The sequence below is a fragment of the Asticcacaulis sp. P2_C5 genome (assembly GCF_056404555.1).
In genome coordinates, this window is sequence record NZ_JBFUDU010000001.1 from 1 (window position 1) to 15,981 (window position 15,981).

Here is a 15,981-nt window from a genome sequence, read left to right on the forward strand (position 1 = left end):
CTTCGCAATGTCTCGGGCGGTCCCCCGCCCCGCTCACGGGGCGGTATAAGTATTTGTTTTTCTTATACTCCCCCGTTGGCGGGGGAGGTGGCGCGGCGCTCGCGCTTCTTCGGCGCGTAAGCCGTGACGGTGGGGGGCCTTAGCTACAGCTTAAACAGGCACCAAATTTCAGCGTCGCAAACTCTGACATCTCACGCGAAAATCTTATTGAGTTTATTTGCCTTTTTGAGATGTGTGAATCGCCTAGCCCTCAGGTGGAGAGAAAGGAATAATCCGCAATTTCAGTGCTTTTCAAGTTCTAAGGTTCAAATACCGAACCGAGAACTCACCACCTGAACCGGCTTGGGAGTTACTAAAAATCTGTGCTAATCTGTGGGAAAATTCTTTATTTTCAAGTTCTTGATAGAAGTGTGAATCGAATAGGTTTGTTCTATTTCCGGCTAAGCCGGTGACGGCTTTAGGTTACGCGTTCGGCAGTGGTTCCAGGCATCCGTAGCTCAGCTGGATAGAGTGTTGCCCTCCGAAGGCAAAGGTCACAGGTTCGGCGAGACCCGAAAGGGCGAGCGACGCCGCAGGCGCCCCGAAGGGGTAAGCGTCGTAAAAACGATGCGCATCAATCCTGTCGGGCTACGCTGTCGACGCTTGGTTCCTTCAGCTCTCCAGGTAAGAAAACTGCCTCATTCTGATTTTCCGGTTGAGCCGGTGACGGCTTTAGGTTACGCGTTCCGCAGTGGTTCCAGGCATCCGTAACTCAGCTGGATAGAGTGTTGCCCTCCGAAGGCAAAGGTCACAGGTTCGGTGAGAGCCGAAAGGCCGAGCGACGCCGAAGGCGCCCCGAAGGGGTAAGCGTCGTAAAAACGACGCGCATCAATCCTGTCGAGCAACGCTGGCGACACTTGCTCTGCCGACACTTCAAATAAGAAAACCGCCACATTCTGATTTTCCGGTTGAGCCGGTGGCGGCTTTAGGTTACGCGTTCGGCAGTGGTTCCAGGCATCCGTAGCTCAGCTGGATAGAGTGTTGCCCTCCGAAGGCAAAGGTCACAGGTTCGAATCCTGTCGGGTGCGCCATTCCTAATAGTCTTCCTCAGCGGAAGACTTTTTCATAAAAACCAGATCGAAGAAGCACACTTGCTCGACAGCCCAAGACCGTTCATCCAAGACACTTGTGAGCCGGGCAGAATTCAGATTTTTGGAAGTAACTGACTCTGACCCCTCTGCCCGTCGCGGACGGCGATATTTTTTGGAGGGTACATGTCTGTAGGCCGCGAAGAAAAGCTATTAGTTGGCCGTGTTCGAGAAACCATCGGAAGGGCGCGCGAAGCTGAAAATCAATTGTCTGCCTTGCATCTGCAAATACTGCCCCCTGACTTTATTGATCCGCCCGACTACGATGGGACATGTCACTGGCTAGCCAGGGAAATTGACAACATTCGAAATCAAGTGGCGGCACTGGCAGAAAGATTAGGCCTGCATCAAGAACGAATGGCAATTGATTCAGCCTATCCGAAACTTGCAAACGAACGCGATTCCTATGAATTTATTGAGCTTGAGTTCAATAAAGAAGCGGAGCGCTACGAATCTGACAAGTTGAAAATTCTAATTAGAAATTTTGAAAATCTGGCTGTCATGGTAGAGGGCCAAACTGTTTATGGCCTGGAAATTCTAGAAACTATATTGCATAATACTCCTATAATTTTGCGTGATATGAATGTTACTCCCGATAGAGAGGCTAAAATAAAAAACTCCGTTCTGAAAATTTTAAAGTACTCGTTCGATGATGCCATATCGGAGTTTTCTGTACCTCATCTTACTAAAGTGTACAAGCCTGACATTGGTGTTAGGTCACTAATGGCGGCGGTGGAGTTTAAATTTGCGATCAATGAACGGGAATTCAAGACAGCGATAGATGGTATTAACGAAGATATGATCGGATACAATGGACATAGTGATTGGAGAAATTTTTATGCGGTTATATATTGTACTGAGACATTTTCTTCAAAAGGTCGAATTGACGCCGACCTGGCAGGAAAGAAGGCCAATATGAATTGGAAAATCATTCCAGTTTACGGACCGGGAGCTCGCCCTGCAAAAGGAAGTAAACTGCAGAAGTGAATCGGGCAATCTAAACGCTTTGACTAAAGGTATGCCCACTTTTCCTATCCGAGACTGAACCGGTAAGCGGTAATCGCGCCCGCGGTTGCTCGCTCTATCTGAGCATCTACGCTCACTCCAACAAGTCTGGGGCCAGTACGTGTCGTTTCTTTGTTCGACATCAGTCAGGCCTCAAAGCCGTATTTTTGGCGGTGGTATGCCAGATAACGGCACTGAATCTCACTGAACGGCCGGCTCGTTATGGTGTCGGGGATTGACCAGGCGCTCAGGATACTGCAGTCCAACGCTGGCGATATCAAAAGTGCGCCGTCGTCAGCAAATGAAATATGTCCACGGTCGAAAAGATGATCGATGTGTGGCGCCAAAAGTAGGCCGTTATTGCCATCGAGGCGTTCTTTGTCGGAGCTATCTCGCCATGGCTTGATGTGACTGGCGCGTAGATGGCGTCGGTCCGCAATGTCGGTGATGCGGCACTTCGGTTCAATGCGGATCGCGTCATCTTTGAAACGGCCTTGGCCCAACCGAGCGTCGGTGAGCGTCTTGCGAGTTGTTTCCGATATGTCGGCACGGGCTTCGATCGCTGCCACATCCAGCGAGAGTTCTTGGTGTTCAAGCAATTCATAATGGATGGATCGAGCAGGCGCCAATGGGACGGTATCTGGCAAAATTGCGATGATCGGTTTGTTCTGATTGGCGGCCTTTTGAACCCAAGCTCTCGCGCCCGGACCCCAGTCGATTATCAGCCTGCCTTCGTACGCGCTCAGAGACGGATTTAGCGTGGTTTGATAATCGTCGCAGGTCCCAGGTAAGTCGACGCCCTCGCCATGGACATAGGGGCGCGTCTCCTGAAGAAGCCCTTTATATCGGACATCATACAGCCCGACGAAGAGGGTAGCCTTGTCTGGTGTGACCACAAAACTCGCCCAATACTGACGTGCAAATTTTGCCCGATTTCCGATATCCTGTGTCGCTTGGTAGATCTCAAATTCCGCAAGATTTGTAGTCCAAAGTGTATAAGGCGTTTTTGTAGCTTCTTGGCGTGTGTCGCTATGCCGGACCAAGGCCACTTCTTTAGATGAGATGCCGGCATCTTCCAACAATGTGTTGAAGTGCCCGTGCTCCGCATTACTGGAAATTTCGACCGAAAAGCCAAGCGATTTCAATAAATTTCCCACCGTGGCCTGTCCGCCACTGAAATCTTCGGCATGAAGGGGCCCTAGGTCGGGGCGGGCGTATTTGTGAGCGACGCCGACAATGGCTTTTGAATCATAACGGCGACCACTTTCAACAAGATGGTAAGTACGAGCTGGCGCGAAGCCGTAAGTCTGTAGAAACGCTTCCCGGCCGAGGCCGTCGAACTCAGTCATAGCGGCGCGGATGTGGTCAGGATTGTTAATGTCGGAAAATGGCATGGACGCTAGGTGAGTACGAGCGGCGCGGAACAAATAACACTGACCATTAGACCGTGCTCCATTTGGTTATGACGCAGGCGGCGGACTTGAAGATGTCCCGCCCTTCTTGACGAAATATGTCGTTAGCAGGGTGAGGAAGAATGCAAGCCAGCCGTCTTTTCGGCTCAGGAATTCTATCACCTCGGGGGAATTGTTGGCAAGTGAAGCAAGGTCGGCGAGGCTGATCCCTGACACTGATGCCGCAGCCCAAGTTCCCAAGCCTGCTCCGGTTGCCCAGATCATTGAGTACAGGCCACGCCCGACCTTATCGCCCATCTCCGTGTGGGCCTTGCCGAACCCTGGGCCTAACCATTTTGCGAACGCTGTAGCTAAGACTGTGAAAACCCTGTGCGTGCTTTCGCGGGCGTCGTAGCCCAGCCACTGTTTGTCGGGTTTAAGAACCTGATCTTCGAGGCCCTCGGCCGCTTCAACGTTTTTGAGGCCCTCTTCGATTGTCATGTCATGGCTCCGTTGACACTTCAGCCGTTAGGTGGCGCGGCCGTGTCATCAGAGCTAACTCAGTACAAGTCATCGCGTAAGGCAATTTGCAAGCAAAATCAGGGGCTTTTGCCTGCCAGAGCCGGAGCGTTTGCTAACGAATTCCTGACTTCGGTCGAAAGGGACTCTGTGAAGGGGAGAGCCTCTCCAACTGTCCGTTGCCGTGCTCGAATCCAGTCGACTCCCACGCGCGGATCGCTTTCACTAAGCTCGCCGGCAACTTGGAAAACCCTTCTTTTCTTAGGCTCGATAGAATTTTTTCGGATAAGGTGTCTTGGCCTGCTTCGGGGGACTTTAACCGGTGTTCCTTGGCCATTTCAAAGGCACGTGATTTGTATTTTGTCTTAGCCTCAGCGGACTTTTTTTGAGCTTTTATTTTATCTTTCGCCATCTTCCGGCCTGCTTCCGCCGCTCTTTGATGTTCACTCTTCAGTTCGGCTTGACGAAAAGCTCTGCCGCATTGATAAGCACCGGCTGTTAAGTCCCTCACTAACCGTTCCAACTTCATTTGCAAATTGCGATCAAGGCCAGGCGTAAGATTTCGCACAATCCGGTCACAAGTAATGGCTCGTACCGCCTTTCGAAGATCCTCAAAATCTAACTCAATACCTTTGACAGCTAATTTCTGTCCTAACGGCCAGCCGTCTTGATCATAGGCGGTGATTGAAATGATCGACTCTTCTATTGCCGCTTCAAAAGATGTATCCGTTATATCAGGCGTCGCCGCAGCCTTTTTGCGCGGCTTGGCGATCCTTGACTTCGCGTATTTCAGTAGAGAACTTTCCAGTTTTTCGGGATCAGTTTCTCCAAGTCCGCCAACAATGAATTCTGCAACATCGGAGAGTGTCTGATAAGAGCTTTGCCGATGGAAGGTGCCATGCCAAGGTTCTTTTTTACCTTCGAATTCGATTTGGAACTTTCCCAACAGGAAAACGCCGTCGTCGAAGGATTCGCCCTCGTTCGCCTCAATCGTGGAGACCAAGCTCATGATCGCGCCAGGTCTAATGTAGGGTGTTAGATCGGGAATCCACCCTAAAAGCCTTGGATCGTTTAGGGCAAGAAAGTCGAACGGAATGTATTCTTCGGAGTCTGACATCTCAGGCCTTAGCACTTTTTAGTGAAACCATTTCACCGGATTGGCCAACCATATGTTGAAAGTGGGGACGGGAGCAATATTCCCTTTTTGTTCAATAGACGCTCATGCTCACGGCCATTCAGCCACGGTGATTTTGCTATCGTGCGGTCGATAGCGGGCGACCTGGCCATCAATCCGAGAAAAATATGGATCCAGATGCTGCAGGGCTTCGGGGCGCATAATTACGAAAAATTCTGGCCGGCATAGGGTTTCCGTGACGCCATACCAATTGCATTAATTTCATGCTTTTCTTAATCTGTATCGCACGGCGAACGCGCCAATGCTGTTTACGCCAACTTGCCGTTCTACCGCCCAAGGCGACACGGTCGGCCTTGCTCCAATGCCAAGCCGGAGCGTCAGCGGACATACGTCGTGCGGGATTTCTGGGACGCCTTACCAATTGTCAAAATAGCAATGGATTATCGTTAGTAGCGTTCGTTTCCGCTATCGATTCCGTCCTCGCTTTTGCGGGCTGAGTTTTTAGAAAATACTTTATGCAATTAGTAACGCGTCCCCGAAATCGCGTTCGGTCGATAGGTTCTCACATGCAAGGCCTGACGTCTACATGAGTAACATTCTAGATGACAATTTAAAGGTGCTTGGGGTAAAAGGCGAGTACATCAGTGGGAGGGTCCAACAAGCTTGAGGCAATGGAATGACGCTTCTTATTGATTACGAGAGCCACTCATTTCCAGCCTCTTACACGTCGAAGAGATTCGGCACGCTCGAAACAGATTGGAATGAACTACTTTGGGCCGCCATAATGATCGGTCGGCCGAGCACCTATCATGTGTTCAGGCATGGGCCTGCATCCTTTCATGAGGCAATCTTTCGGCTTGGTCTTGTAAGGATGGCCGTTGAGCAGGGCTCGAACGGGTATTTGCGCCGTACCGACGCCTTCGCCTCACTCGACCCCACGGAAAAAGGAATGGTGAGCTATTTCCTGGGGATGGTGCTTTGTAAGGTATTCGCCGCGCGGCTGTTACAAACGCCTTGGCTCTTGCACCTTGACGTGTTTAAGAAGTCACTTGGCGCGGTTGTCCTTGGTCGCTCGCGTCCAGACCTTGTCGGCGAAGATATATCAAACAAATGGCATGCATTTGAGAGCAAGGGGCGATCTTCTGCGCCTTCAAAACTTGACAAGCAAAAAGCAAAAATTCAAGCCAAACGGCTATTATTTGTAGGCTCCGCGAAATGCACTTTGCACGTAGGTTCTTTTGCATTCTTTAGAAACGACCTGTTGGAATTTTATTGGATTGATCCTGAGCCAGATGCAGATAAACCTTTACGGTTACCAGAACCAAAGGAAGAATGGCGCTTCTATTTTGAGCCACCTTTCAGCTTTGCATCTGACACGGATTCAAAAGCATTAGATGCGGAGCGCGAGTTGACCGATGTGAAAGTCGACGTCCATCCACAGATTCGACAACTTCTAGAAAGAGAAGAATGGCTGACCGCAAAAACGCGTGCAATCGAGATGCGCCAGGTGCTCTTGACCCAAGGATATCATGCGGACGGTATGAAGGTCACGGCCGGTGAAAGTTGGGCAAAGCCCTTTGAATTCCGTGAGCGAAGATAAATGACAATCAGAAATAGGGGGACAGGGGCAATATTCCGCAAGACTTCCGACACAGCGCTATTGAAGCACCCGCTGGTCCTCAGTCCCGCATCGTGGCTTCCTTAGTGGCGCGCGGCGAGCAATGGAGCGACCGAGCAAGAGAACAAGGGAGCATTACTCCTGTCCCCCTATTCTGCTGTCCCCTTACCTTTTTCAGGCTTCCCGCTTCCGGTCATTGTCCCAGGGTCAATGTTATGACGGTCGTATTTGAGATGTCTTCACCTGGGTCGGGCGCATAGCCGTCGTCGCGGTGGCACGTGGTCTTTGACGCCAGGCCGGTCGCCAGGGTGATATCGACTTCGCAGCGGTCGTGAATGACCCAGACCTTATCATAGTCAACGTAACGCCTTGGCCCTTTGGCCAGTTCGGCGAGCATCTCAGCGGTAACATCGATTGGCGTCGTCGTCCTGTCGCTGACGATATGCGCCAAGCCCAAAGCAGGATCCCATTGCGACAGAGTCGAGACCTCTTCGATCTTCACCTTCACGTTTTGGCCGTCCAATGGCCAGTCCGAGTCCTGGCGCGTCAAGATGGGGAGGTTCCGGACCATAACCGGATATCCGTTGCCTGTCCGTGTCAGCTTCGCCCTGTCGTACCATGATAAAGCGCTCTGCTGCGTCAGCGCATCGAACCCGGCCTTGAGACCGGCACCTTGCGTCTCGCCCATCTCCGCGCCGTCTCTGTCTGTGAAGACCTGCACGATATCATCGGTAGCGATATCGATACGCGCCTTAACCGCGTTCCAGTTTTCGATGCGCACGGGCGTCAGCTTAGCGTCGGCAACATAGGTCGCCGGGTACATGGCGCGGATGAGTATCTTTTGGGCCTCTGAACCCGTCGTGGTCACGGGGTGCCCGTTCCACAGCCGCTCGTAACGCACAAGCGTCGCCGTGATGCGGTATCCATCGCCTTCGGCCGTGTATTCGTAGTCTATGTCGGTCTCTGTTCGTTCCGATTCGTGAAAAGGATCAGCTCCACTTTCAGAAACCTCCACAATGTGAGCCTCGATGACGCCGTGGTCGCCAATATGTAAGGGGAGCGGATGCGGCATTGCGTCATCGGCATGAACCGGCGCGGCGATCAAGGCCACTATCGAAACCGCACTTGCAAGCCGCACGACGCTTCCCTCTCCCAGAGCCTTTGACGTGCCACGGCGACGGGCGGCAGCTTTGCCGTCAGCTGGTTCCTGGATTTCGAGTCGCCCAAAACCCTGAAGCTGCGCATCTATTCACCGGCATGACGTCCGCCGGCCTGTGTGCCCGAACCCAGCCATCCGTTCGACATGATCCAATCGATAATGGTTCCCTGCCAGACGTCGCGTGGCAACAGGAAAAAGCCGTGCTGACCTTTGGCGAAGAAGCGGGCTTCGACGGGCACGCCGGCATGCCTGAGGGCTTCCAGGAAAACGATACTGTTATCGATATCCACCAATTGGTCGTCGGCGGCATGAAGTATCAAGGTCGGCGGGGTGTCGGCTGTAACCTGCAGCTCGTCCGAAAACGATTTTAACCGTTCGTCGGACGGTGATGGACCCAACAGCGCCGTCCGCGAATCCATATGGGTGATCTTCGGGTCCATGCTGATGACCGGATAGACGAGCACCAGAAAGTCGGGACGCAGGCTGACCTGTTCCGGGTTGGCGACATAGGACGTCCCGAAGTGGGTCGCCAGGGTCGCGGCGACGTGGCCGCCCGCCGAATAGCCAATCGCGCCGACGCGCGCCGGATCCAGATTCCATTGCGCGGCGTGGAGCCGGATAAAGCGCAGTCCCTGCTGCGCGTCCTGAAGCGGACCTATCGACTTGTCCTGCATCGTTTTGTCGCTGGGCAGGCGATATTTCAGAACGAAGGCGGCGATGCCGTGATCGACGAAATACTGCGCCTGTTGCACGCCCTCGTAATCGAAGGTCAGGCCGGCATAGCCGCCGCCCGGTACAATCAGCACGCTGGCGCCGGTCGCCTTCAGTTTTGCGGGCAGGTAGACCTGGATCTGGGGACGAGAAACCTTCTGAATCCATCCTTTGTCCGCGCCGGTTTCTTCATCGGGGCCTGGCTTGGCATTGGGAATGGCCGCGTCACCGTAGAGCGGAAAGCTCTCCATTTTGGGCGGGAAGGCCATGGACGGATCGGGCGCCGCCGCGGTTGCCGACATGACGAAACCGGCCATCAGGCCAAGCCAGAGCACGAAGCTTATCTTTAGTCGCCGCATGTCTATCAGCCCTTTCCGCCCGTCCTTCCCAGTTCAATTCTTGGCACATCGCACCGAAGAAATTGTCTGAGTTATGATGGCGGCAGGTTGGTTCCGAAACGGCGCGTCTGTCAATCGGAATTACGCCTTGGACGGTTTCCAAACCTTTCCGGCCGATTTGTCCTTGCCTGCCATCCCTTCCTATGCCATATACTGAACCACATGGTTCAGTATGCAAGACCCCATCTCGATGCTTCGTTCTCCGCGCTGTCGGACGCTACGCGACGTGGTGTCCTGGAACAACTCGGGCGGTCCGACGCCTCGATCACGGATCTGGCCGGTCGTTTCCACATGACCCTGACGGGCATGAAGAAGCACGTCGGCGTCCTGGAGCAGGCGGGGTTTGTCACCACGGAGAAGATCGGCCGTGTGCGGACCTGCCGGCTGGGCCAGCGCCGGCTTAACGAAGAGGCGGCCTGGATCGAGAGATACCGGCAGCTTTGGGAGGCGCGCTTCGACGCCCTGGACGCCATTATCGATGAATTGAAAAACAAGGAGAAAATCGATGACCAGTGAACCCGCCCCCCAGAAGAACCCGACCACTATCGAACGGGCTTCAGACCGCGAAATCGTGGTTACGCGGACCTTCGACGCCCCGGCGCGCATCGTGTTCAGGGCGTGGACCACGCCCGAACTGTTCCAGCGGTGGTGGGCGCCGAAGTCGCTGGGCATGCCCCTGCGCGCCGTCGAAATGGATGCCCGTACCGGTGGCGGCTATCGCGTCGAATTTGGTAAGGACGCCGAAAACACCTTCGCCTTCTTCGGCCGGTATATCGAGGTCACGCCCCACACCCGCATCGTCTGGACGAACGAAGAAGGCGATGACGGCGCCGTGACCACGGTCACCCTGGAAGAGGACAGCCAACGGACGCGGCTTACCCTGCGCGAACTCTATCCGTCGAAGGAAGCGCTCGATGCGGAGCGCGGGGCGGAAGAAGGCCTGCCCGAACAGTTTGGTCAACTGGACGAACTGCTGGCCGAGCTGGTCGCCGACGCGGGAGGGGCATGACGTCGTCTGCCCGTCAACCCACTTGGTATACGGTGGCCGTCGGTTCGAGTTCGATGAGATAGTCGCGATCGAAATCGTAGTACTTGGCCGTAAGGTAGTCTTCGCCGGCAAAGGCCTTGATCGCGTCCAGGTCGGTCCAGAAGGTCAGCATCTGGAAATGCGCGACATCGCCCTCAACACGATGCAGCACATGCGCGCCAAGATTGCCCGGGGTCGCCATATAGTCCGGCACGGCGACCGTCCGCATCAGCTCAAGATAGGCGTCCGCTTTCGAAATTGGCGTCATGCCGTGCCAAAGACGTGCCAGCATGTCAGATCTCCTTCAGGTGGCTTCGCTGTGCACGCGCAGGGACAGGTAGGCGGCGCCCAGCATCACGGCCATGCCGATCCAGGTGACAAGCGGGACGCTTTCATGAAGGGCGATGGCGCCGGTCAGGACGGCGATGGCCGGCGAGACAAAGGCGAAATTGCCGGACTTCGATGCGCCCTCGTCACGCAGCAGCCGCATATAGAGCGCAAACGCCACCAATGAGCCGAACACGGTCAGGTAAAGCCAGCCCGTCCAGGCGGCGCCGTTCCAGCGGAAATGCAGCGCCTCACGCGCGCCGGGCTCGACGGCCAGCGAGGCTGCCAGCAGAACCAGGCTGCCGACAAGCATGGACAGGCCGGATATGAAGGTCGTCGGATAGGTGCGCAGCAGCGGCCGGGCCAGGACCGAGCCCAGGGCATAGGTAAAGGCCGACAGGGCGACCGCTATGCCGCCCAGCAACCGCATCTGGCCGTCGTCATGTTGGACGAGAAGGCGGCCGAGGTCGGGTGAAAACATCAGGCCGACACCCGCAATGCCGAGGCCAAGAGCCGTGATCTTGGACAGGGTCAGGCGTTCTTCGCCAAGCGCCACGGCGCAGGTGAGCAGCGCCACCGGCGTCAGCGACATCTCAATAACGGCGGCCAGGCCCGACTCGATAAATTGCATGCCCCAGAACAGCGGTCCGTAGCATAGGGTGATCATCAGGAAACTAGCGAGGACCAGGCGGAGGGACTCTCGCCGGTTCCATTGCCGGATACGGGGATCGCGGCAACCATAGGCCGTCAGTATGATGCCCGCCGCGACAAACCGCGTTCCGGCCAGGAAAAACGGGGGCACGGTGGCGATGGCGATCTTGGTGGCCCACCAGGTCGTGCCCCAGACGAAGCAGACGATGCAGAACGCAAGAAGCGATTTTAACCTCATCAGCCTGCGTCCCGTGAATGCAATTGGGTAATGGATAAAACTGATTTATCCCATTACGCAATATGCTCAGGCGCTTTCAAGCGCCTGAGCAAGATCGGCGATCAGGTCATCGGGATGTTCGATGCCGATCGACACCCGGATCGTCGCGTCCAGCACGCCTATTCGCTTGCGCACATCGGCCGGCACACCCGAATGGGTCATGGTCGCCGGATGGCTGGCCAGGGATTCGGTGCCGCCCAGGCTGACGGCCAGCTTCATGATCTGGAGCGCGTTGAGGAACTTAAACGCCGCCGGCTGACCGCCGCGGATGTCGAAGGCAAAGGTCGATCCGGCGCCGGAACATTGCGCGGCATAGACGCGACCCAGGGGCGATGACGGCTCGTGATAGGGCAGATAGTGGATGGCCTCGACCTTGGGGTGGGCTCTCAAAAAATCGACGACGGCGCGGGCGTTTTCGTTCGCCTTTTCCATGCGCAGGCTGAGCGTTTCGAGCGACCGTCCCAGCATCCAGCACGAATGCGGATCGAGCTGGGTGCCGATGGCGCTGCGTAACAGCTTGACCTGTTTCATCAGGGCCTTCGATCCCAGCGCGGCGCCGGCGATCAGATCCGAATGTCCGCCGACATATTTGGTCAGCGAGTAGAGCGAAATGTCGGCGCCATGCTCGATCGGACGCTGGAAGACGGGCCCGAGCAGGGTGTTGTCGCACGCCACGATCGGCGTATGGCCCTGGGCCGCGCCTATCCGGTCGGCGATGCGCCGCATCAGGGCAATATCGACCAGGCTATTGGTCGGATTTGCCGGCGTCTCGATCAGGATGATGGCCACGCGCCCCTTGGCCATGGCCGCATCGGCCGCCGCCTGGACGGTTGCTTCATCGACGCCATCGGCGAAAGCGACGGCCGCCACATTCATATTGGCGAAGGTCTTGCTCAGCAGGGTTTCGGTCCCGCCATACAACGGCTGGGAATGCAGGACGACATCGCCCGGCCGGACGAAGGCCAGCAAGGTGGTCGCAATGGCCGACATGCCGGATGAAAACAAGACGCAGTTTTCGGCGCGTTCATAGACCGCCAGGCGATCCTCGACGATCTCGCTGTTCGGGTGATTGAAGCGCGAATAGACGAGCCCGGCGCCCTTGCCGGCGGGTGGTTCCTTGCGACCGGAGACATAGTCGAAGAAGTCCCGGCCATCCTCGGCTGTTTTGAAGACGAAGGTCGAGGTCAGAAACACCGGCGGCTTTACGGCGCCTTCCGAAAGCTCGGGATCGTAGCCGTAGTTCAGCATCTGGGTCTCAGGGTGCAAAACGTGGTCACCGATCTTGGTCCGCGAGGGATGGGGTGCGGTCATGACTTGGCTCCTGGCAGGGTGCTATGATGGCGCGCAATTTATACCAAATGCGATGTCAATTCCTTGCTTTTCCAGTTCGGTTTTGTGTAAATACCGCCATATTGTGCTTGGAAAGACAAATAATGGCGCAGAAAATTGCTGACGCAACCGACCGCCGGATACTCAAGGAACTGGTCCGCGATGCGCGCATCACCAACAACGAATTGGCCGATCGCGTCGGCCTGTCGCCCTCGCCCTGCCTGAGGCGCCTGCGCCGGATGGAAGAGGCGAAGATCATCCGCGGCTATACGGCCCTGGTCGACCCGGCCATCGAAGGCTGGACCATGGCGGCCATGGTGGTGGTCCGCTTGAGCCGGCAGCACGAAGACGAGATCGTCATGTTCGAAGCGGCCGTGCGCGAATGGGACGAGGTCCTGGAATGCTATCTCGTGACGGGTACGCCGGACTATATCTTGAAGGTCATGTCGTCCGGACTCGAAGACTATGAGACCTTTATCAAGGGCAAGATTGCCCGGCTCAAATGCGTCGCGTCCATCGAGACCAGCTTCATTATGAATACCATCAAGGAACGCCGGATCTGACGGGTCGGTCCTGGCGCGCCATGGCTTGTGTGGCCGCGAGATTCGACGTCATAATGTCAGACTATAGTCTGGAGATGCCGATGTTGAAAGTTACCGCCTGTCTGTTTGCGGCCTTAATCGGCCTGGCCAGTCTGTCCGCCGCGGCCAGGCCAGCGCCCGGGCCCCCTGTGGCCCCGGTGGAAAAGCATCGCGTCATCATTCTCACCGACATCGAAAACGAGCCGGATGATACGGAGTCGGTGATCCGGCTGTTGCTTTATTCCAACCAGATCGACATCGAAGGGCTGGTTGCCACAACCTCGGTCCATCTGAAAAACCGTGTTGCGCCGGAATCCCTGCATCGCATCCTGGCGGCCTATGCCAGGGTGCAACCCAATCTTCTGAAACACGAAGCCGGCTTTCCCGAGGCCAGGGTGCTGGCCGCACGGGTCACACAGGGCCTCCCCGTTTATGGCATGGGCGGTGTCGGCGAGGGCAAGGATTCACCGGGCTCCGCCATGATCATCCGTGCCCTGGAAAGCCAGGACCCGCGGCCTCTGTGGGTGACGGCGTGGGGTGGCGCCAATACCCTGGCGCAGGCGCTGTACCGCATCCGCGCCGACAAGACGCCGGAAGAGGCGAAAAGGCTGATCGCCAAACTGCGCGTCTATACCATCTCCGACCAGGACGACAGCGGCATCTGGATGCGGACGCAGTTCCCGGACCTGTTCTATATCGTCAGTCCCGGTGGCTATGGTGCGTCGACATGGAGCGGCATCATGCAGGAGGTGCCTGACCAGGACAATACCGAGCTCAGCACCGCCTGGATCGCCGAACATATCCAGCAGGGCCACGGTCCCATGGGCGCGCTCTATCCCGATATCAGCTACGGCATGGAAGGCGACACTCCCAGCTTCTTGGGGCTGATCCCGAACGGTCTCAATGCACCCGAAACCCCCGAATGGGGCGGATGGGGCGGGCGCTATGAATTTTACAAACCCGAACTGTCCAATATGGACACCCAGGGCTTTACCGGCGGCGTTCCGATTTTGCCTGAGCCGCGCGCCATCTGGACCAATGCGACGGACAGCTATCGCCCCTATATAGTGAAAAATTACGGGCGGTCGGTGCAACGAGATGAAAAGACGGTTACCGGCTTCAAGACGACCGTGTGGCGCTGGCGAAAAGCGTTCCAGAACGATTTCGCCGCACGCATGGACTGGACAACCAAGGCTTACGCAGATGCCAACCACCCTCCCGTTCCCGTGCTGGACCACGACACGCATCTGACGGTAAAATCCGGCAGTACGTTCGAGCTCAGCGCAACGGGCTCCAGCGATCCGGACGGCGACAGCCTGAGCTTTCTGTGGTTCAATTATCCCGAAGCCGGCAGCTGGAAGACACCGATCCCAATCAACGGCGCCGAGAATATTTATCGGGTCCATGTCACGGCGCCTGAGGTCACCAAGACCGAGACCGCACATTTTATCCTGGCGGTTACAGATAAGGGCACCCCACCCCTGACCCGATACAAGCGCGTCATCGTCACCATCGAACCTTGATGGCGACACACCTCCCTGTTGTCGAAAGCAGCTTCACGATGAACCTGTCGCGACTGCCGCCTCGGTGAGGACAACCAGGACCCTTGACGCCTCGGTCAGTTGCAATCGCGTCCGCAGGTCGGGGTCGCCAGCGGTCTTGGCCAGTCCCGCCAGCCCTGCGGCGCCCGAGATCGTCGTCGCTGCCCTCTCCGTGGCCGCCAGGTCCGGGCCGATGGCGAGCTCGGCTTCGGTGAGGGCGATCGCGGCGACCTTGTGTCTGAGCAGCTCTTTCACGGCTGAGGCTGAGGCTTCGCCGCACGACAGCATATCCGCCGTGGTTTCAAGCGTGCCTGTGAGCCGAAGGAGGTGGCCATGGCGCAGGGCCTGGCCGACGCAGTCGGCGGCTTCGGGTTCGACGATGACGATCCGGTTCGGGCCGGTCATGATGGGCGCCAGGCCTTTCGCCAGGGCTGCTGCCAGCCCGCCTACGCCTGCCTGGACGAAGACATGGGTCAGGCCGTCGTCGAGATGGCTGAGTTGTTCGACGATCTCCGAGGTCATGATCCCGTAGCCCTCCATGACCCGTTGAACGACCGGGTCCTTCGCCAGGTTCGACGTATCCGGCACGAGAAGAGCGCCGGTTTCCGCCGCAAAGCGCTGTGCCAGGTCGACCGCATCGTCATAGGTGCCGGCGACACGTTCGATGCGGGCGCCCTGACGCGCGATGCGGTCGACGCGATCGCCGGAAACATGGCGTGGCAGGAAAATGGTCGCCCGGGCATTCACCCGTTTTGCAGCCGCCGCCACGGCCAGGCCGTGGTTACCGTCGCTGGCGCAGACCAGGGCCGGCAGGTCATGGCATGAAGCAAGGGCGTCGAGCGTCTGACATCCGCTGTGCTGCATCAGGGCCAGGATACCGGCGGTCATGCCCCCCAAGGATTTGAAATTGCCCAGCGGACGGTCGGTCTCCATTTTCATGTAAAGACCTGCCAGGCCGAGACGGGCGGCGATGACGGGCGCACTGCGTAACGGGGTCGGCGTGAAACCCGGCCAGAGTGTGGCAACCAGATGGTCAAGGGATGGATCGGTCATGGAACTCTCTAGTCGTAACTGCCAAGGTGGATGACTTAAACAAGCAAGAAACCCCACCACCGCATCTCCGCCTGCGCTTCACTTCGTTTCGCTTGACGTCGTGCGGTCCCCCTCCCCACGCTTCGCGCAGGG

At 56.7% G+C, this 15,981-nt stretch carries 15 protein-coding genes and 2 tRNA genes; 8 read left to right on the forward strand and 9 right to left on the reverse strand.

Features of this window, described 5'->3' with window-relative positions; all coding sequences use genetic code 11:
• Positions 1 to 745: 745 nt before the first annotated feature.
• The 3 genes from AC1DXO_RS00005 to AC1DXO_RS00015 all read left to right on the forward strand — a co-directional run bounded on the left by AC1DXO_RS00005 (position 746) and on the right by AC1DXO_RS00015 (position 2,114).
• A tRNA-Arg gene (locus AC1DXO_RS00005) sits at positions 746 to 883 on the forward strand.
• 110 nt (positions 884 to 993) lie between these two features.
• Positions 994 to 1,070, forward strand: a tRNA-Arg gene (locus tag AC1DXO_RS00010).
• Positions 1,071 to 1,253: 183 nt separating this feature from the next.
• The gene (locus tag AC1DXO_RS00015; RefSeq protein WP_476976019.1) at positions 1,254 to 2,114 is read left to right on the forward strand and encodes a PD-(D/E)XK nuclease domain-containing protein; all 861 of its coding nucleotides are present in this window, start codon (positions 1,254 to 1,256) and stop codon (positions 2,112 to 2,114) included.
• Positions 2,115 to 2,278: 164 nt separating this feature from the next.
• On the opposite strand, the gene AC1DXO_RS00020 is transcribed toward AC1DXO_RS00015, so the two are convergent.
• The 3 genes from AC1DXO_RS00020 to AC1DXO_RS00030 all read right to left on the reverse strand — a co-directional run bounded on the left by AC1DXO_RS00020 (position 2,279) and on the right by AC1DXO_RS00030 (position 5,159).
• Positions 2,279 to 3,526 (reverse strand): HNH endonuclease, encoded by a 1,248-nt coding sequence (locus tag AC1DXO_RS00020; RefSeq protein ID WP_476976020.1) that lies wholly within the window; start codon positions 3,524 to 3,526, stop codon positions 2,279 to 2,281.
• A 66-nt stretch (positions 3,527 to 3,592) separates the two neighbouring features.
• On the reverse strand, positions 3,593 to 4,024 hold the full coding sequence (locus AC1DXO_RS00025; protein WP_476976021.1) for a hypothetical protein: 432 nt from the start codon (positions 4,022 to 4,024) through the stop codon (positions 3,593 to 3,595).
• Between the two features lie 133 nt (positions 4,025 to 4,157).
• Complete coding sequence (locus AC1DXO_RS00030) at positions 4,158 to 5,159, reverse strand: hypothetical protein (RefSeq protein WP_476976022.1); 1,002 nt, start codon at positions 5,157 to 5,159, stop codon at positions 4,158 to 4,160.
• Positions 5,160 to 5,853: 694 nt separating this feature from the next.
• Here AC1DXO_RS00030 and AC1DXO_RS00035 point away from each other — a divergent pair.
• The gene (locus tag AC1DXO_RS00035) at positions 5,854 to 6,777 is read left to right on the forward strand and encodes a hypothetical protein (RefSeq protein WP_476976023.1); all 924 of its coding nucleotides are present in this window, start codon (positions 5,854 to 5,856) and stop codon (positions 6,775 to 6,777) included.
• A gap of 211 nt (positions 6,778 to 6,988) precedes the next feature.
• Here the strand turns inward: AC1DXO_RS00035 and AC1DXO_RS00040 are convergent, their stop codons facing one another.
• Positions 6,989 to 7,933, reverse strand: coding sequence for a hypothetical protein (locus tag AC1DXO_RS00040; RefSeq protein WP_476976024.1), 945 nt, complete (start codon positions 7,931 to 7,933; stop codon positions 6,989 to 6,991).
• Positions 7,934 to 8,040: 107 nt separating this feature from the next.
• Positions 8,041 to 9,024, reverse strand: coding sequence for an alpha/beta hydrolase (locus AC1DXO_RS00045; RefSeq protein ID WP_476976025.1), 984 nt, complete (start codon positions 9,022 to 9,024; stop codon positions 8,041 to 8,043).
• A gap of 201 nt (positions 9,025 to 9,225) precedes the next feature.
• Here AC1DXO_RS00045 and AC1DXO_RS00050 point away from each other — a divergent pair, with 201 nt between their 5' ends.
• On the forward strand, positions 9,226 to 9,579 hold the full coding sequence (locus AC1DXO_RS00050) for an ArsR/SmtB family transcription factor (protein WP_476976026.1): 354 nt from the start codon (positions 9,226 to 9,228) through the stop codon (positions 9,577 to 9,579).
• Positions 9,569 to 10,072, forward strand: coding sequence for an SRPBCC family protein (locus AC1DXO_RS00055; RefSeq protein ID WP_476976027.1), 504 nt, complete (start codon positions 9,569 to 9,571; stop codon positions 10,070 to 10,072). The genes AC1DXO_RS00050 and AC1DXO_RS00055 overlap by 11 nt, the downstream gene beginning before the upstream one ends.
• A gap of 13 nt (positions 10,073 to 10,085) precedes the next feature.
• On the opposite strand, the gene AC1DXO_RS00060 is transcribed toward AC1DXO_RS00055, so the two are convergent.
• The 3 genes from AC1DXO_RS00060 to AC1DXO_RS00070 form a co-directional block, all read right to left on the reverse strand.
• Positions 10,086 to 10,382 (reverse strand): antibiotic biosynthesis monooxygenase, encoded by a 297-nt coding sequence (locus AC1DXO_RS00060; protein WP_476976028.1) that lies wholly within the window; start codon positions 10,380 to 10,382, stop codon positions 10,086 to 10,088.
• Positions 10,383 to 10,394: 12 nt separating this feature from the next.
• Complete coding sequence (locus AC1DXO_RS00065; protein WP_476976029.1) at positions 10,395 to 11,306, reverse strand: DMT family transporter; 912 nt, start codon at positions 11,304 to 11,306, stop codon at positions 10,395 to 10,397.
• Between the two features lie 66 nt (positions 11,307 to 11,372).
• Positions 11,373 to 12,656, reverse strand: coding sequence for a cystathionine gamma-synthase family protein (locus AC1DXO_RS00070; protein WP_476976030.1), 1,284 nt, complete (start codon positions 12,654 to 12,656; stop codon positions 11,373 to 11,375).
• Between the two features lie 122 nt (positions 12,657 to 12,778).
• On the opposite strand from AC1DXO_RS00070, the gene AC1DXO_RS00075 reads away from it, so the two are divergent.
• Positions 12,779 to 13,237: an Lrp/AsnC family transcriptional regulator gene (locus AC1DXO_RS00075; RefSeq protein ID WP_476976031.1), complete on the forward strand. Its 459-nt coding sequence runs from the start codon at positions 12,779 to 12,781 to the stop codon at positions 13,235 to 13,237.
• An 80-nt stretch (positions 13,238 to 13,317) separates the two neighbouring features.
• Positions 13,318 to 14,778 carry a DUF1593 domain-containing protein gene (locus AC1DXO_RS00080; protein WP_476976032.1) on the forward strand — a complete coding sequence of 487 codons (1,461 nt, stop codon included), beginning with the start codon at positions 13,318 to 13,320 and terminating at the stop codon, positions 14,776 to 14,778.
• A gap of 33 nt (positions 14,779 to 14,811) precedes the next feature.
• Here AC1DXO_RS00080 and AC1DXO_RS00085 read toward each other — a convergent pair whose 3' ends face one another.
• Positions 14,812 to 15,849: a pyridoxal-phosphate dependent enzyme gene (locus AC1DXO_RS00085; RefSeq protein ID WP_476976033.1), complete on the reverse strand. Its 1,038-nt coding sequence runs from the start codon at positions 15,847 to 15,849 to the stop codon at positions 14,812 to 14,814.
• Between the last annotated feature and the right edge of the window lie 132 nt (positions 15,850 to 15,981).

Excerpts from the sequence above, each read along its gene's own strand:
- AC1DXO_RS00015 (WP_476976019.1), top strand. The coding sequence starts at position 1,254 with ATGTCTGTAGGCCGCGAAGAAAAGCTATTAGTTGGCCGTGTTCGAGAA.
- AC1DXO_RS00020 (WP_476976020.1), bottom strand. The coding sequence starts at position 3,526 with ATGCCATTTTCCGACATTAACAATCCTGACCACATCCGCGCCGCTATG.
- AC1DXO_RS00025 (WP_476976021.1), bottom strand. The coding sequence starts at position 4,024 with ATGACAATCGAAGAGGGCCTCAAAAACGTTGAAGCGGCCGAGGGCCTC.
- AC1DXO_RS00030 (WP_476976022.1), bottom strand. The coding sequence starts at position 5,159 with ATGTCAGACTCCGAAGAATACATTCCGTTCGACTTTCTTGCCCTAAAC.
- AC1DXO_RS00035 (WP_476976023.1), top strand. The coding sequence starts at position 5,854 with ATGACGCTTCTTATTGATTACGAGAGCCACTCATTTCCAGCCTCTTAC.
- AC1DXO_RS00045 (WP_476976025.1), bottom strand. The coding sequence starts at position 9,024 with ATGCGGCGACTAAAGATAAGCTTCGTGCTCTGGCTTGGCCTGATGGCC.
- AC1DXO_RS00050 (WP_476976026.1), top strand. The coding sequence starts at position 9,226 with ATGGTTCAGTATGCAAGACCCCATCTCGATGCTTCGTTCTCCGCGCTG.
- AC1DXO_RS00055 (WP_476976027.1), top strand. The coding sequence starts at position 9,569 with ATGACCAGTGAACCCGCCCCCCAGAAGAACCCGACCACTATCGAACGG.
- AC1DXO_RS00060 (WP_476976028.1), bottom strand. The coding sequence starts at position 10,382 with ATGCTGGCACGTCTTTGGCACGGCATGACGCCAATTTCGAAAGCGGAC.
- AC1DXO_RS00065 (WP_476976029.1), bottom strand. The coding sequence starts at position 11,306 with ATGAGGTTAAAATCGCTTCTTGCGTTCTGCATCGTCTGCTTCGTCTGG.
- AC1DXO_RS00070 (WP_476976030.1), bottom strand. The coding sequence starts at position 12,656 with ATGACCGCACCCCATCCCTCGCGGACCAAGATCGGTGACCACGTTTTG.
- AC1DXO_RS00075 (WP_476976031.1), top strand. The coding sequence starts at position 12,779 with ATGGCGCAGAAAATTGCTGACGCAACCGACCGCCGGATACTCAAGGAA.
- AC1DXO_RS00080 (WP_476976032.1), top strand. The coding sequence starts at position 13,318 with ATGTTGAAAGTTACCGCCTGTCTGTTTGCGGCCTTAATCGGCCTGGCC.
- AC1DXO_RS00085 (WP_476976033.1), bottom strand. The coding sequence starts at position 15,849 with ATGACCGATCCATCCCTTGACCATCTGGTTGCCACACTCTGGCCGGGT.